The organism is Magnetospirillum sp. (assembly GCA_027532905.1).
In the GTDB taxonomy this organism is placed as follows: Bacteria; Pseudomonadota; Alphaproteobacteria; order CACIAM-22H2; family CACIAM-22H2; genus Tagaea.
In genome coordinates this window covers 208,463-224,100 of the sequence record JAPZUA010000006.1, presented here as the reverse complement: position 1 = coordinate 224,100, position 15,638 = coordinate 208,463, and the positions used below count along the sequence as shown (strand labels likewise).

Below are 15,638 nucleotides of genomic sequence, written 5' to 3'. Positions count from 1 at the left end.
TGCAACCGGCCGCCCCTGGGCCATAAGCACATCGACCTGCCTTAGCTTCGCGACGATCTCTTCTGGCGTATGTCTTTTCCTTGCCATTGCCTGTTCCTCCTTCTCCAAAACCATACCTCAGGGAGGACCACTTCAATGGGGGCAGGTCAAATCAGCCTGGACACAGAAAACCTGACTAGGTCACTATTTTGGATGCCAAATTGAACCAATCTTTTCTTGATTCATCTCGCCGCGTTGGGGATTCATCGGTGTATTGATCGACAGAAGTCGAAACAGATGACCAGAAAGGGACCGCACAATGTCGAACTCCGTTGACACGAATATTGGCGCCTATACGGCTCTGGCTTCGTTGCGCACGACTCAGAGCGCGCTCAACGTCGCGTCCAAAAAGGCTCAGACAGGGTATCGCGTTGCTGAAGCGGCCGATGGCGCGTCAGCTTTCTCGGTTTCGCAAGGCATCAGCGGCAACTTGCAAGCCTACAGTTCCATCCAGGCTTCGCTTACCAGCGGCGTCGGTATCGGCACGATAACGCAGGCGGCGCTTACGAACATTTCGAACACGATCAGGAACCTTCAGGCCAGAATAATGCAACTCGGCGACGGATTTATCAGCACCAACCAGCGCTCGATCTACACGGCCGACTTCAATACGCTCACAACCCAAGTCGCGGACTTCATAAGCCAGGCAAGCTACAACGGCACAAATCTGATTTCCGCCGGTTCAACTGCAAAAGCGTTTCTTGCCGACAATAACGGCACGGCGCTGACCATGACCGCTCAGTCGTCGGTCGACGCGGCCTTCAACGCGTTCGCGTCCACTGCCAACATCGTCGCGACCGCGTCGGATGCGGCAGCCGGTCTTAACAGCCTCTCCACCTTCCAACAGGCGGTGGCCACGTCGCTAGGCATCAACGCAGCCGAAACGCGCACGTTCACACTGCAATCACGTTTCATAAACGCGATTGTCGATTCAACGTCGATTGGCTTTGGCGCCATCGTCGATACCGATATCGGCAAAGTGTCGGCAATCGTGCAGGCGCAGCAGGTACGCCAACAGCTTGGCATTCAGTCGCTGTCTATCGCAAACCAGCAGCCTTCGGTGCTGCTTAACCTGCTCCGCTAGTACAGACGTTATTTGTTCTGTCGTAAACGGGGGACCAACTCGGCCAAAGACCTTGCGCATTGCGAAGCCCGTCGACTTTGCAACAGAGTAAAATGCGCCACGCAGAAGAATCTTCTGCTGTATTGAGAAAGGCACGTGACTGACTCCATCAAAAAAATTATTTATTCTGTTATATTGTCCATCGCAGAAAAAGTACCAAAGAGTTTAAGCCAAAGGCCCCATAAACACGCCTCGGAGTTTTAATGAGCGTCACCTAGCGCGACTGGTCTTCGACGAGACGGTCAAGAAGCTGGTTCAATCGTTCGTGTGCGTTTTGCGAGAGAGAGACATAGGATCGGCGTCGGTCGAGGGAATCGTCGTGTCGCACGAAAAGTCCCGCTTGGACCAAGTCCTGAATACGCCTCACTGCGGTTGTGTGGCTTGTTTGCGCCAATACGGTCAGACCGCTCACCGTTGTTCTTTTGCCGCTCCGTTCGATCAGCGCAAGTTCCAAAAGCATACACCAGGCGGGGTCACCGAATAGATCTTGCGGCAGTATTTCGGATCGGAGCTTCAGCGAACGCAACATCAACCCCAGCATTTCGGTCCGTTGCCGCTCTCGTTCCTCGTAGCCCACGGCGCCAAACTTATCTTCGTCAACATGGGGTAGGGCGACGATCGGCGTCGGAGCATTCAAGAATGTGCGAAGCGTCGATACCGCAAGGTCCCGGGAATTGGCCACGTCGATGGCTTTCCTATAGCTCGAAACGGCAGCAGACGTTGCTGCGAGGGCTTCGTCTGGCTCGATCGGCTTTAAAAGGTACTTCTCGACCCTCAAATCGACTGCGGCAATGGCATTGGCGACTTCCGGAAATCCGGTCATGAGTATGAGTCCGCAAGCCGCGCCGCGACTGCCACAGCGGCGGATCTTCTTGAAAAATTCGACCCCGTCTTGCATCGGCATGTGGAAGTCGGAAACGACTACACCGATACTGTTGTCGCGGAGGAAACTCTCGAGCCCTTGTGCCGCACTGTGCTCGCCGATTGCATTGAACCCAGCGGCGCGCAACGCGTAGACGAGTTCTTCGACAGCCAATTCTTCGTCGTCCACAACAAGAATCTTCACGACATCGTCGGCTTGCCAGACTTGTGGCATGATTCGAAACTCCTGGGCCAATCCTACGCGGAAACCGGTGCCGGCACAGTGGCCCTACGTATCGGGAGCGATACGACAAAGCGTGCGCCGCAACCGTCATTGGAGGCTTCGATTGTTCCATTCAGGCGTTCGATAGTGGCGCGGCATATGGCCAGGCCAAGTCCAGTGCCCCCATTGCTGGATCGAGTGGTAAAAAAGGGCTGAAAGATCTGCTCGATGATGTCGGCAGGAATGCCTCCGCCGCTATCTTCGACCAAGATTCGGGCGATCTTCTGCGCACCGGGATCCTGTTCAATGCGAACCCTTATAATGTCTGGCGACCGCTTGCTGGAACCGGGAACCGACTTCTCGTGCGACCGAGATCTCAGAATCGCATCGTAGCCGTTCGCCAGCAAATTCACGAAAACCTGTTCGAGTTCGATGCGACTGCATTCCAGTGCGCAGTCAACATCCGTTTCGACAATCAGTTTTATTCCGTCGATACGAAACTGCTCCTCGTACATGCCGGTCGCGGCATATATCGCATCTGAAAGTTGGACATTCTCGACGAAGTCCCTGTCCTGCCGAACCAGCGAACGAAAGCGCGCGAGGATCTTTCCTGTGCGCTGGATGTTGTCGATCGTCTTGTCCGCGCGGACCAGGAGATCTTCTTTCGGCGCGCCCTTCTCGATAAGCGACTTCAGATTTCCAAGTCCAAGCCGGGCGACGTTCAAAGGTTGAACTATTTCGTGATTCAGCGTTGCAGCAAGACGACCGAGCGACGCTAGTTTCGAAGATTGGATCAGCATCATTTCTTTGGCCCGTAGGTCGGTATTGTCGATCCCGACACCGACGAAACGCCCCTCCACCCCATCGCCTATGCGGCTTTGCGTCCAGCTCCACATAATATCGATCCGAGGCTTGTTTTGGCAGATCGGCGCAAAAGACGACTCGAATTGAACCGGATAGGTCGTGGCGAGGCGCACACCGGAGAAATGGTCGATCTGCCCAGCTTTCAAGCCGCCACTCTCCACAATCGAAACAATTGACCTCCCAAGAAATTCTGTTCGATCCGCTCTCCCGACCATCGCAGCAAACGCCGAATTGCAGGCAACGATCGTTCCTTCTGTGTCGGTCTGAACGAGAACGGCGCCACAGCCATCCATAATGCCAACAAGCTCTTTGAACTGGCGATCCTGCAAAGCCGCAACGGCTCGGCTGACACGTGCCTGGTCCTGAAAGCGCGATAAAGTTTCGAAAGACACGCCGCCGACGACGACGAAGAGCGCTGCAACGAACCCGAACCCGAGATAGAGTCGGCGTTGACGATAGAAGTCATCAAAGACGGTATCGCTGCTTTTGCTGACGAGGACGATCATTCCGAAATCGTCGAGATGCCGAAACGCGGATACCAGCTCCATTTGATCGAAACGGCTGTAGCTTCGAAAGGCTCCCTCCCGCGCGCGCAGAACGAGTTGTTCGAGATCCAGGTCGGCAATCGACATTCCGATGATGTTATGTCCGTTCGCCACGGGCGCGCGTGCGCGTATGGTTCCATCGATCCCGATCAGAGAAACCATCGCAGTATGGCGCTCGTCGAGCACGCTGAGAAAACCGGAAAAATGGGCAGGATCGACCGAAACAACAGTCGCGCCGATGAAAGTGCCGTCGCTCCTGCGAATAGGCCGGCTGATGTTGAGCGACGATCGGCCCGTAGCGCGCCCGACAAGCGGCTTGCTGATGAACATTCGATCGTCGTTCGAATCCAGATGAACCCGAAAATGCTCGCGGTCCGACAGATCGAGACCGATGCTCGAAGCGCCTTCGGTCGTCGCCGCTAATCTTCCGTCGGCGCCGATGACGCCGATCTGAAAGAGAGGTTTGCGCAGAACGGCGCGCCGTACGGCCCACGCCGCAAGATCGGGATGGAGCCCATCTTCCAAGATTTCTTCGCGCAGCTGCAGAAGCACTTGGTCAAAAGCCTGCAGGAGGCTTTTTGTATAGGCCTCGAAGAGTCGGGCTTCGTATCGGACCTCAAGAATTGCGCGATTCTCGTACTCGGTTTCAAGACGACGCGACAAACCAAACGAAGCGAAGATGATCGCGGCCACAAGAAGACAGCAGACGACAGAAGTCGCAACGCAGCGATTCTTTTGGTTAGCGAAGTAACCAAATTCATGTTCTGTCGTCTCGGTCGGATAGTTCAAGCGTTGCCTGCTTCGTGTTGCGATCAAATTTCTTGTTCGTCTTATCGCAGGCGCCTGGCCCAAGTCGATCAGGTGAATAGTTCAATTTGAAATCTAATATGAACCAGATTTGCCTTTATCGGCATCTAGTACTGCATACTATCGTATCTAAGCTTAGACTGGTTAAATCTACACCAAGTTTTTGTATCTAGTTAATGGCTCCTTGATCGTATTCCGTTGCCTGATGCCGACAGCGAGAGTGGACCTCAGAGATGGCGACCACGAGCGAAAATCACCGAACACCTAATCCGACGGAAGAAGTCATTGCTTACCGGAGCCAGACTGGGTCCTCTTTTGTGCCGATCAATGTGACATCGCTTTCTATTCGAGGCACTCATGACGCGGAGGTCGGAACCACGGCTGATGCCGACGCGCGCAGCGGTGTGCCGGCAAAGGCAGAAACGTCCGCCATCAAGACTGGACTCTTTGCCAATCTGAACCAAGAAGCTCGTAGCTCTCTCAACGCAATTATCGGGCTTACGGAAGTTCTCTTGAGCGAAACCGCAGCAACATCGGTATGCGCCAAAACACGTCAGAGAGAGGAGTTCATCGCGCGGATCAACAGCGCCGGCCTTCACCTTATCGACCTCCTCGACAGTGCCGCCGACATAGTGCTGATCGAGGACAATCGCCTGCCGCCCGAAAAGGCACTTATCTGTGTAAACGATCTAATTCTGGAATTGGTCAATCGATTGACCCCCATTGCCCAGCAATTCGACATCTCTTTCCAGACCTCGCTAGATCCCGAGTTGCCGTACTGCATGCTTGATGCCGTGCGTGTCCGACAGGCCTTGAGATGCGTCATCGACAATGCGATCAAGTTTTTGCAGCCGGATGGTGTTGTCGATATATGGACGACACTATCGGACCAGCGCGGAATTGTTGTTGTCGTTGCCGACAGGGGCGTCGGGATCTGTCGCGAGGATCTAGAAAACATTTTCCTGCCGTTCCAAAGGCGCGTCCCATCAACCGCAAGGCGCTATAACGGTGCGGGTGTGGGGCTCGCTTTGGCTAAGAAGTACGTCGAGTTCCACGAGGGCAAGATTTGGCTCACCAGCGAGCCTGATGTTGGCACGACGGTCGAAATCATGCTTCCGCATGGCGCCGCACCAGAGCGATCGGAGTGAGGTGCTGTGTCTGCCGAAAGCTGCAAAGTCCTCGTCATCGACGACGACGCGAACTGCGCGGGGGAACTTTGCCTCTTGCTTGCCGCAGCCGGATTTTGGGTCGAAAGCGAGTCGAATGCAGCGGACGGAATACGCCGCTTTCTGGACGAGCCGAACTTCCGCGTCGTAGTTTCCGACATACAGATGCCGAATATCAACGGTATCGACCTGATGAAGCTTATCCGAGGCAGTTGCCCTCGCGGGGCGACTGCCAGTCTTATCTTCGTGACAGGGTATCCCGTGAGGAATCTTGTAAACGAAATATTGCAAGTCGGCTTATCGACAATACTTCTGAAGCCGCTCGATCCACTAGAAATCGTCCATGCAGTTTCGAGAGCGGTCAATCTGCACACGGCACCCAAGAGCCGATCCGAACTGAAACTGCTACCGGAACGTCAACACAATGTCAGAACTCGCAAGGCAGACCGTTTGGACGAGATACCCCTCGTGGACGTCTTGGCCGCCTTGCGGAGAATAATTCGGGAAGACAACGCGACCTGAAACGCCGCCATCGGATCCAATTGAAGATTCAACTGGCCGCGTCGACTAACATTGTTGGGTTATGCGTTATCGTCGGCTTCGCAGCAGCCATCCTTAAAAGTGCAGCCGCCTTGCTCGAACTCAAAGTCGCCGGTCCCGTTTACGATCACATCGTGTTGAGCAAGGATCTTGTCGCCGATATTCTGCCCCCGCCCGCCTACGTGCTGGAAGCCTATCTCGAGGCCACGCTTGCGATGCAGCCGCAAAGTGACGTGGCCGCGCACAAGCAAGCGCTCGTCAAGCTCCAGAAGGCCTACGACGAGCGCCAGGCGTTCTGGCGCGGTCAGGACATCGACAGCGACCTTCGCCGCACTCTCACCGTCGATGCGCACGGCCCCGGCCAGGTATTCTGGGAGACCGTCAATGCGCGGCTCGTGCCAGCCCTTGAATCCGGCAACACTGCCGCCGCCCAAGACGCATATGGCAGCTTGCGCCAAACCTATGCGCGCCACCGCACGGGCATCGATACAGCCGTCATCGCATCCGAAAAAATGAACGAAGCGACCGAAGCCCATGGAGCCGCCCAGGAAGGCCGCTTCATGCTGGTTCTTTGGGTCGTCTCAGGGCTCGGCATAGCGGTCGCGATCGTCGGCGTGGGTTGTGTCATTCTCGGCATGATCCGCCCGATCCGCACGATGACAGGGGCCATGCGCGCGCTTGCGGGCGGCGATACCAATCTCCAGATTCCGGCGCGCGAACGTGCCGACGAGATCGGCGAGATGGCCAAGGCCGTCCAGATATTCAAAGACAACGCGATCCAAAACCAACGCCTGAACAACGCAAGCGCTCTTGCCGCACGCCTCAAAGAAACGGCCCAGGACGTGACTGCGGCCGCCCAGTCGATCCGCACGGCCGCCAACGAGATTGCGCAAGGCAGCGACGATCTGGCCAAACGCACCGAGCGCCAAGCCGCCACCTTCCAGCAGACGGCGGCAACGCTCGCCGAAATTTCAGCGACGGTTTGCGCCAATGCCGAACGCTCGGTACGCGCGAGCGCACTTGCCGGCGAGGCGCTGGTACGCGCCGAGAGCGGCGACCAAGCGGTCACAACCGTGGCGGGCTCGATGTCCCGCATTGCCGATTCGGCGACCCGCATTTCGGTCATCATAGCGGTGATGGAAGAAATCTCGTTTCAGACGAAGTTGCTCGCCCTCAATGCCGCCGTCGAAGCGGCGCGCGCAGGCGAGGTCGGCAAGGGGTTTAAAGTGGTGGCGCGGGAAGTGTGCGCGCTGGCCGACCGCTCGCGCCCAGCCTCGCAGCAGATCCGCGACCTCATCGCCGCCAGCGGGCGCGAAATGGCGCAAGGCGTGACGCTCGCTCGTGCGGCCGGATTGGCGCTCGCCCAGATAAGCGACATCGTGCGGCAGATGGCCGAGGTCGCGCCCGAGATTGCGGCCGGCAGTCGCGAACAGGCGGCAAGCCTCGGTAAGATCAATGCGGCGATTTCTACTCTCGACCGCGACACGCAGCAGAACACAGCCCTCGTCGAGCAATGCTCGGCCTCGGCGGCAGCCTTGCTCGAGCAGGCGGAAGATTTGGTTGGCTCAACGGCGAATTTCGGTTGAAGGAAATATGGATAGGGCGCCACGACAGTTGGATTTCGATGCCGTGACGACGGCGCACCGCGCCTATCTGATGGGCAGGCTAGGCGGCAAGCGCATGGACGTGCGTAACGAAAAATTCGGAGCGGTCGACGGACGCGGGCGCAATCTTTCGGCGGCCGTTCTGTCGGGCGCCAACCTGATCGGCGCGTTGATGCAGGATTGCGATCTGTCGATGGCCGACCTCTTCGCGGCCGATTTCAGCTTTTCCAATTTGAGCGGCAGTAACATGCGCCGTGTCGATGCGCGCGGCGGCCGGTTTGATGGCGCCCTGCTGCGCGACGCCGATCTGCGCGGCGCCGATTTCCGCCCGGGCCAGACCGTGCAATGGTCCGACGGTTCGAGCAAAGGCAACGCCGAACGTTCGGCGAGCTTCCGCGACGCAAATCTCGACAATGTCGAGCTCAAGGGGGCGAATCTCGAAAAAGCGGATCTGACGGGTGCTTCGCTTCGCGGATCCAAACTCGCCGACGCCGAGCTGGGCGCTTGCGTGCTCGCCAACGCCGACCTGACGGGCGCCAATCTTGAGGGCGCCAAGCTCAAAGACGCTATCCTCGACGGCGCCAAGTTACAGGGGGCGGTCCTGATCGGCTGCGATCTGCGGGGCGCGCGCATGCGCGGCGTGGTCCTCGACGGGCTCGATCTCAAGACCGCCAATCTCGAAGGCGCGAGTTTCGATCCGCCGATGGCCCCGCCCGCACCGCGCTTCGATGCGCGCGCGATACTGTCCCAGCACAAAATCTGGATTGCGACCAACGGCGCGCAAGGCCAGCGCGCCGTGCTCGACGGTCGCGATCTGAGCGGCATGGACCTGCGCGGCCTCGATCTCAGTGCCGCATCGCTGAACTGCGCCAATCTCGCGCGCGCCAACCTGTCGAACAGTTTACTACGGCTCACCAGTCTCATGCAGGCCAACCTTACCGATGCCAATCTCACAATGGCCGACATGGCCGGTGCCATACTGATTGACGCTAATTTGCGCCGCGCCGACCTTACTCAGGCGCGACTCGTGCCAGTCGAACATAAAGACGCGTCCGGGAAACCCAATGGTCGTAAATTTCCAGCCAATCTCAGCAATGCCAATCTCGCGCATGCGATTTTCGACAAGGCGAACCTGACAGGGGCCGTGTTGCGAAGGGCCCACATCACCCGCGCGAGCTTCATCGATGCGACGACCGAAGGGATGGACCTCACCGGCTTTCACAAACTTAGTTGAGTCGGAATTTACCAGATGAGCTATCTGAACAGCTATAATCTCGGCGTTTCCTGCAACTTCGCAAACTAGCCTTGGGAGTGACGTCGATGCCGGATGGCAAGCAGCGCATCACCTGTCACGTCTCGATGAAGGTTGGCGGCGAGGAGCTTGCAGCGCGGCGCTTCCATTCCGTTGATGACGCGGCAGCCTGGCTTTTGTCGACGGGAAACCGGCTGAAAAGCGCGGTCGATGCCCAACTTTTCGAGAAGATCGGCGACAAGTTCCTCGTTGACGTCAGCGCCACGGTCGACGAAGACGGCTACAGCGAAAGGATCGGTATCTTTTCGGGGCGGCTGCAGGATGCACAGGATACTCTCCTGAAGAGCATTCGAATGTTTGAGGAGAAGGTCCATGGCGATTTCCATGCGGCCGCTGAAAAGGCGACACGCGAACGCCGCGGTCGTCGATTGCTGTGGCAGATCAGTGGTGCGTTTGCAGGCGCCCTGTTGATAGCGGCCGGATATCATGGACTGCGTCTCCTTCCGCCCATGTTTGACACCGACATCATGAGCGACCGGCTACTTAGCGCGCCGTCGCCGCCATTTGTGGGAGCGTGGCGTCCGACGGGGGCTGCAGACGGATGCAACACAAGTCGCATTGCCTTCCAGCGCGGGCAGTTCGAACTTGTGGTTAACGGACGCCAACGGGTACTAAACGCGCGCTACGAAAACCTTAATTCTTCGACGATCAAGGTTGAATACACCGACGGTAATGTGCGCGTGACGCAGACGTTCCGGAGCCTCGCTGAAGCAGGTACGATTCAGTTGGTGGCCGTAAATGCGACGGATGCCGACGTGCAGGCTGCGGCGGGCCGGATCGTCGGGACCCGCTTTGCACGGTGCGGTCCGGGTTAAAGAAAGCGTGGGCTTTTGCTGCAGGCTTCTACGACAGACCAAGAACTTAGAGGGACAGATTTATGGGCCACAGAAATATCTGCCAACTAGTATCGTCGATTAGCATTTTTGATTATTTTTCGCGGTGGGGCTCCCTGGGGGCAGGATCGACCAGGCGTCTGACGCGGTGGGTCGGCGGCTTTCTTTTCGTGATCGCGGCCGGCGGCGTGTTTGCAGCGGAGCCCCCCCAGCGCGAAGCGCTCGTGCGCGAGGCATTCAAGATCGATGCGACGATCGACGGGCGCGTCCACACGCTCGAAGCACTCGCGGTCTATCCACCCGGCGACGGGCCGTTTCCGCTTGCGCTTTTCGCGCACGGCTCACCACGCGGTGGCCCTACGGTTTTTCCATCCGTCGTTCCGCAAGGCTTTCTTCCGCAGATGGAGGAATTCGCGCGTCGCGGCTACGGTAGCGTGATCGTCATGCGACGTGGATTCGGGGAATCCGCCGGTCCGGTCGCGGAGTTCCAAAACGTGTGTGACGGCGCCGATCATCGGCATACGACGCGCGAGGGCGGCAAGGATATGCGCGCGGCTGTCGCAGCACTCCGAGGTCACGCCAAACTTGATCTAACACGCTTTATCGCAGTCGGTTACTCCACTGGCGGCATGGCCATGCTTTCGATGGCGCGCGAACCTATCGATGGCCTCGCCTTGATCTTCGCCTTCGCGGCGGCCCGTGGATCGCGTGGGCCCAACGATACGTGCAACCCATCAGGCCTCGTGGCGGCTATGGAGGAGATAGGCCGGACCGCCCGCGTGCCATCGGTTTGGATCTACACCGCGAACGACACATTCGCCAATCTGCCGGTCGCACGTCGCATGCATACGGCGTATGTTGCGGGTGGGGCGGTTGCCGAGTTGATCGAGTTACCCGCTTGGGCCTCAGACGGGCATTTTCTCTTTAGTCGCGCGGGGATACCCGATTGGCGCCCAATCGTAGATCGCGTATTGTCGGGTGCCAGCCTGCCGAATTGGGCGGCGGCGCCGTCCGAATCGCCGTGGCCCGAACTGCCACCGCCGCCGAATCTATCGGCTGCCGCCCAAGCTGGCTGGGCGCAGTATCTTCGACAAGGACTACACAAGGCTTTTGCGGCAAATGGCTCGGGCAACTGGTCTTATCGGAGCGGATTTCGGACTCTGGACGCCGCGCGCGCCGCAGCTTTACAGGCGTGTCACAGTCAACGGGAAAACTGCCGGATTCTAGCTGTCGATGATGAACTTGAGCAGTAGGGCTCGATCAGCCGACAAAAAGAGAGCCTCCCTTAGCCAAGGCGGATGTCTCGATGTCGATGCATTCAAAGGTTTTCACCGTCGGTGCTCAATGTCCGTCGTCAGAGCAATCGGAACGCTTTGAGGTGGCTGATAACTGAGGCTCCGGCTCATCAAGGTTCTCGCTATCGTCGCCGCTGGCGTGCCGTAGCGGGCGAAGCTGGGCACTATTGGGCTCGTGTTCTTTAACCCGCTTTAGCCGACCCGGAGACGGGCGAATCAGATCGGTTCTCACTTTCATCGCCGCTGGCGTGCCGTAGTGGATGTAAGTGAGAACCTTTGGACTGAAGTCAGGAGAGCCCCGTTACTTCGGTAAGTCACTGAACTCGATTATGTTTCTTTCTCTACCTCAGCAGAACCCGGGGCAGCCCACTTTGGGCCTTCCTTCCTAAACTGAATATCTCAACTAGCCTGTTTCAAGGAAACCCGGTCAGGTCAGACCTAATCCAGTCTCCTCACGCAACCCTTACCGTTCCCTCAGCGTGCCCCGAGAGATACTCGACGATCCCGCGCATCTCTCGAAACGTAAGCCCGACATAATCCGGCCCTATCCGAACCACGACGGCATCGCCGGAGAAAGCGTCCGAGACCAATCGCACCCGCTCGCCTTTCGCTACCGGCAGTTGGCCCGACAACCGAGCCCCTTACGGCGACAAATCGGCCACGCGAACCCTGATATCGCTACCATCTTGGCGGATCAGGCGCCCCGCCACATCGGTCTTGTGGCGCTCGACGCGACGCCGTAAAACGCTAGTGCGGCGTGCCCCATTGGCGTGCGAGCGTCTCGGCAACCACGGCTTGAGCGGCCTCCAGAGCGGCCTGGTTCGGCTCGTAGCGGAAACGGCTTCCCGCCACTTCGAACGTCCCTTGCGAGGGTGAATCGAACCCGTGATGGGCGCCCACATATTCGTGGTACGCGACGGTGCCGCGCGCCTGGGCACGGCAGGCGCCGCGCGTGCCTTGGTATGCGCCCCACATGTCGGCGGCACCGTAGAAGATGTGCACCGGCACTTGCGCCGCAGCGAGCGGCCAATCGGTCACGCACTGGCCGCCGCAGCCCGGATAGAAGGCGAACACGGCGGCGGGCATTTGCGCTGCCCCCGCAAACGTCCTTCCGGCCCCCATCGCCTCGGTTCCGCCGCGCGAAAATCCCATGATCGCGAAACGCGACACGTCGATTTCCGGCCAGTCGGCGAGCACAGCCAGGGCTGCGCGCACGTCGCCCCCATAGCGCAGCTCGCAGCCCGTGCCGAACCAGTTCGTGCGACCGCGCGCCGCTGCCGACCGAATCTGGACGGCCGCAATGCCGCGCGCATTGAGGAACGCCGCCCAATTCGGCGGCACGCGATTACTGCCGCCAGTCCCCTCGAGCATCAGCACGACCGGCGCTTTCGAAGCGCCCGGCGGCAGTGCCACCTGCAGCGCGCTGGCTAGACCGGCATTGGCGGCCGCACCTTGGGCCGTTGGACCTTGCGCGCCCGTGACGGGCGGATCGGAGGCGGCGGTCTGGCAGCCTGCGAGCAGCAGCGCGCCAAACAAGGCGCGCAGAGCGCGCGCGCGAACGGCAGAAAGCTTCATCCGACATTTCCCAAATGAACCGTCGAAACAGTTGACTTTTACCATGCTGGGCCCTTTCGGGTAAACCGCGAAACATCGCCCGAGCTTTTCCGACATTTTTGCAGTGTCCGCCGCCCAAAATCCCGCTCGATCCATTCTCTCGGCCTTCCGCTTGTTATTCGGACGCACGCCTCCCTTGGTAATGGCGCATCCGCCGCGTTCAAACCGGCGTCGGAACCGGTCGCCGCCGCAGCCCGTCGATCCGCTGCAGGATTTGGTCAAACAATTCTCTTGGCACTGCGACCTCTGCCATTTGGAAGATTGCGTAGCGGGCATGTCGCACGATCTTGGCCCCGATCTTCAGGAGCTTCTCGCACAGGCTGGTCAGCGACCACTGTGCGACCGGGCCTAGACCCGCTGGCGCATAGACGGTGCCAGCTTGGCCGGTCCGGCCCTTGAAGAGGTAATGCGTGCCCAAACGCTTATTGCGATCACAGTACGAAACGCCCGGGGACCTCTAAGCGCCGAGAACGCGAGGGTATTCATGATCTGACCGGGTTTTCTTGGACCACGCTGATTGAGATAATCAGTTTGGAAAGGAACCCAGGGAGATGCCCAAGAAGCGAAACAACGCCGAACAGATCGTCACGAAGCTGCGGCAGATCGAAGTATTCGTGGCGCAGGGCCGGACCATTGGCCAGGCCTGCAAAGAGGCGGAGATTTCCGAGCAGAGCTAATGTCGCTGGCGCAACGAGTGACCTGACCAAGGTTTTGAACCAAGCCGAATGAGAGATTTCTGCATCACGGTCACCGGTTCGAGAGGCTGGATTTGGCCGAGCGTCACCGGTGCCGGTGGCCGATATCCAAGCGACAAGTGAGGTCGCTAATCTCTCATTCGGCTTGGTTCAAAAAGTCGGTCAGGTCAGCCGATCACTCGAAGCGCTGAAGCTTGAGCGCATATTGGTGGTCGGACATGAACTGTGGGCACATGTCCTTACTGGTTACGCCGTCGCAAACCCTCTGGGTGACCGTCCCTGTCACCCACGACGGGCACGCTTTCCAGGCAAGGAGGTGTGCCAATGGAAATCTGGGACTAGGCCGAATTCTATTGGACGACGGCACGCTATATCGCCGACGCGAAGCGACTGGGCGTTTATCTGACGGAGAACGATAAATCCTGCCAGCGGCCAGAAAAATGTGGGAAGCAAGCTTTCCGCGTATCGAGATATTCGCAAGCGGCAACACTTGTCGCTCCAATTTTTGCCGGGGCACGCGCTCGCAGTGAGCGCTTTAGGCTCGAATGTCGAGGATCGACCCTCGACGCGTTGGGGGCGGTGATGCAGCCGCCGACGGCGTAAAATCTGCTTTGGACGACGCGACCGTCTCGATCGCCGCGCTCTGACCGCCAGGGACGACCTGAGCGCTCGAACTGCGCGCACCTGCAACGTCGGTCTTTTCACCGCCAGGGATGTTTTGGAGGCCGGAACCGCGCGCTTGCTGGATCGAGGCTGCCCTGCCGCCAGGTACGGTCTGTGAAATCGGTGGCAAGATATCAACCATCGCGTCTCTCTACCAAAATTCTGCTCTGCCAGTCTTAGTGTAAAATGGGTCTGCGGGCTGCGTTCGGCGGGAGGATATCGTCCTTGTATATCCAGAATTGCTGGGGTTAGACCTTGCCTTCTTGGTCTGTCTCACACAAAATTTCATACAAGATTAAAGTGGAGGAATCGACATGTTCGTGGTTCGCCTGCGCAACAGAAGCGCTGGTGCGACGCATGAACTGATCCTGAACCTTTATTCGGGTCCAAAGGTTAGGCGAGGATTTAGGTGTCGTTGATGCTGCCCCGAACTTGGGTCTACTCGCCAATCGAATATTCGGGTTCTCACTTTCGTCGTCGCTGGCGTGCCGTAGTGGATGTAAGTGAGAACCTATGGCGGGCGGTTAATGCTCGGAAGGCCGATTAACGCTCGGCCAACAAAAATGTGCATTGGTAGGCCAAATTTGCCGTTTCTCGTGGATCGGAAGGATCCGTGTTGCCGGCGAGGTCTGGGCAACAAACACCCAAAATGAAATGCTAGGCCGAATTGGTAAGGCCACTTGACAGGCCTGACCAGATATGGCCTACTTGCCACATGACCAAGAGCGCTCCGAAAGCCGCCCTCAATCGCCTCGCGATCGTGCGCCCCAAGCGCCTGTACGAACAGATTGCCGAACAGATCGAAGGTCTCATACGCGGCGGCGCGTTTCTCGAAGGCGGCCGCTTGCCGTCGGAGCGCGAGTTGGCCGAGCAGCTCGGTGTCAGTCGGCCGTCGATCCGCGAAGCGCTGATTGCGCTCGAAGCGGCCAATCTCATCGAAACGCGCGTCGGCGACGGAACCTATGTCCGCAATGGCCCCAGCACCTTGCCGGTTTTTCCGCTCGGTTCGTCCGACGATATGGGCCCTGGCACGCTCGAACAATTCGAAGCGCGGCGCGCGGTCGAATGCTCGGTCGCCGAACTTGCCGCAAGACGTGCAACGGCAGCCGAAATCGGGATGCTGCGTAATTGCGTAGTCCGCATGCGCGCGAAGATTGCAGCCGGGGATCCGCCGGCCAAGGAGCATCTCGAGTTCCACACGCGCTTGGCCGAAGCCGCCCGCAATTCGATCCTTGCCGGGGCGGTGCGCGAATTGTGGCGCCTGCGCCAGGGGCCTATGTGGGATCTGCTGCGCCGCCATGTCGAAAATGCCGAAAGCTGGGATCGCGGCCTCGAGTTTCGCGAGCGCCTGATCGCCGCCCTCGCGGACCGCGACGCAGCACGCGCACGCAAAGAGATGCAACGCCATTTTGACCGGGTCGGAAAACTCTATTTCGAAACCAAAATCTGAACGG

11 protein-coding genes and 2 pseudogenes are annotated in these 15,638 nt (G+C 58.6%); 9 read left to right on the top strand and 4 right to left on the bottom strand.

Annotation, left to right across the window (positions count from 1 at the left end; all coding sequences use genetic code 11):
• Nucleotides 1–298 precede the first annotated feature (298 nt).
• Nucleotides 299–1,123 (top strand): flagellin, encoded by an 825-nt coding sequence (locus tag O9320_19705; protein MCZ8313076.1) that lies wholly within the window; start codon nt 299–301, stop codon nt 1,121–1,123.
• Between the two features lie 253 nt (nt 1,124–1,376).
• Here O9320_19705 and O9320_19700 read toward each other — a convergent pair whose 3' ends face one another.
• Together O9320_19700 and O9320_19695 are read right to left on the bottom strand one after the other, a co-directional pair.
• Nucleotides 1,377–2,258, bottom strand: a complete 882-nt coding sequence (locus tag O9320_19700; GenBank protein MCZ8313075.1) for a response regulator — start codon at nt 2,256–2,258, stop codon at nt 1,377–1,379.
• Between the two features lie 23 nt (nt 2,259–2,281).
• Nucleotides 2,282–4,444, bottom strand: a complete 2,163-nt coding sequence (locus O9320_19695) for an ATP-binding protein (protein MCZ8313074.1) — start codon at nt 4,442–4,444, stop codon at nt 2,282–2,284.
• A 251-nt stretch (nt 4,445–4,695) separates the two neighbouring features.
• Between O9320_19695 and O9320_19690 the strand changes: the two genes are divergently transcribed.
• The 6 genes from O9320_19690 (at nt 4,696) to O9320_19665 (ending at nt 11,170) form a co-directional block, all read left to right on the top strand.
• Nucleotides 4,696–5,610 (top strand): HAMP domain-containing sensor histidine kinase, encoded by a 915-nt coding sequence (locus O9320_19690; GenBank protein ID MCZ8313073.1) that lies wholly within the window; start codon nt 4,696–4,698, stop codon nt 5,608–5,610.
• Between the two features lie 6 nt (nt 5,611–5,616).
• Nucleotides 5,617–6,150, top strand: coding sequence for a response regulator (locus O9320_19685; protein ID MCZ8313072.1), 534 nt, complete (start codon nt 5,617–5,619; stop codon nt 6,148–6,150).
• A 110-nt stretch (nt 6,151–6,260) separates the two neighbouring features.
• On the top strand, nt 6,261–7,754 hold the full coding sequence (locus tag O9320_19680) for a methyl-accepting chemotaxis protein (protein ID MCZ8313071.1): 1,494 nt from the start codon (nt 6,261–6,263) through the stop codon (nt 7,752–7,754).
• 28 nt (nt 7,755–7,782) lie between these two features.
• On the top strand, nt 7,783–9,006 hold the full coding sequence (locus O9320_19675; protein MCZ8313070.1) for a pentapeptide repeat-containing protein: 1,224 nt from the start codon (nt 7,783–7,785) through the stop codon (nt 9,004–9,006).
• A gap of 86 nt (nt 9,007–9,092) precedes the next feature.
• Nucleotides 9,093–9,899 carry a hypothetical protein gene (locus tag O9320_19670; protein ID MCZ8313069.1) on the top strand — a complete coding sequence of 269 codons (807 nt, stop codon included), beginning with the start codon at nt 9,093–9,095 and terminating at the stop codon, nt 9,897–9,899.
• A gap of 188 nt (nt 9,900–10,087) precedes the next feature.
• Entirely contained in the window at nt 10,088–11,170 is a 1,083-nt protein-coding gene (locus tag O9320_19665) for a dienelactone hydrolase (GenBank protein ID MCZ8313068.1), read from the top strand.
• A 789-nt stretch (nt 11,171–11,959) separates the two neighbouring features.
• Here O9320_19665 and O9320_19660 read toward each other — a convergent pair.
• Nucleotides 11,960–12,787: a dienelactone hydrolase family protein gene (locus O9320_19660; protein MCZ8313067.1), complete on the bottom strand. Its 828-nt coding sequence runs from the start codon at nt 12,785–12,787 to the stop codon at nt 11,960–11,962.
• A 199-nt stretch (nt 12,788–12,986) separates the two neighbouring features.
• Nucleotides 12,987–13,166: pseudogene (locus O9320_19655) on the bottom strand (IS1380 family transposase).
• Nucleotides 13,167–13,377: 211 nt separating this feature from the next.
• On the opposite strand from O9320_19655, the pseudogene O9320_19650 reads away from it, so the two are divergent.
• Both O9320_19650 and O9320_19645 read left to right on the top strand, forming a co-directional pair.
• Nucleotides 13,378–13,500: pseudogene (locus O9320_19650) on the top strand (IS3 family transposase).
• Nucleotides 13,501–14,899: 1,399 nt separating this feature from the next.
• A complete protein-coding gene (locus tag O9320_19645; GenBank protein MCZ8313066.1) occupies nt 14,900–15,634 on the top strand; it encodes a FadR/GntR family transcriptional regulator in 735 nt (244 codons plus the stop codon).
• The last annotated feature ends 4 nt before the right edge of the window (nt 15,635–15,638 follow it).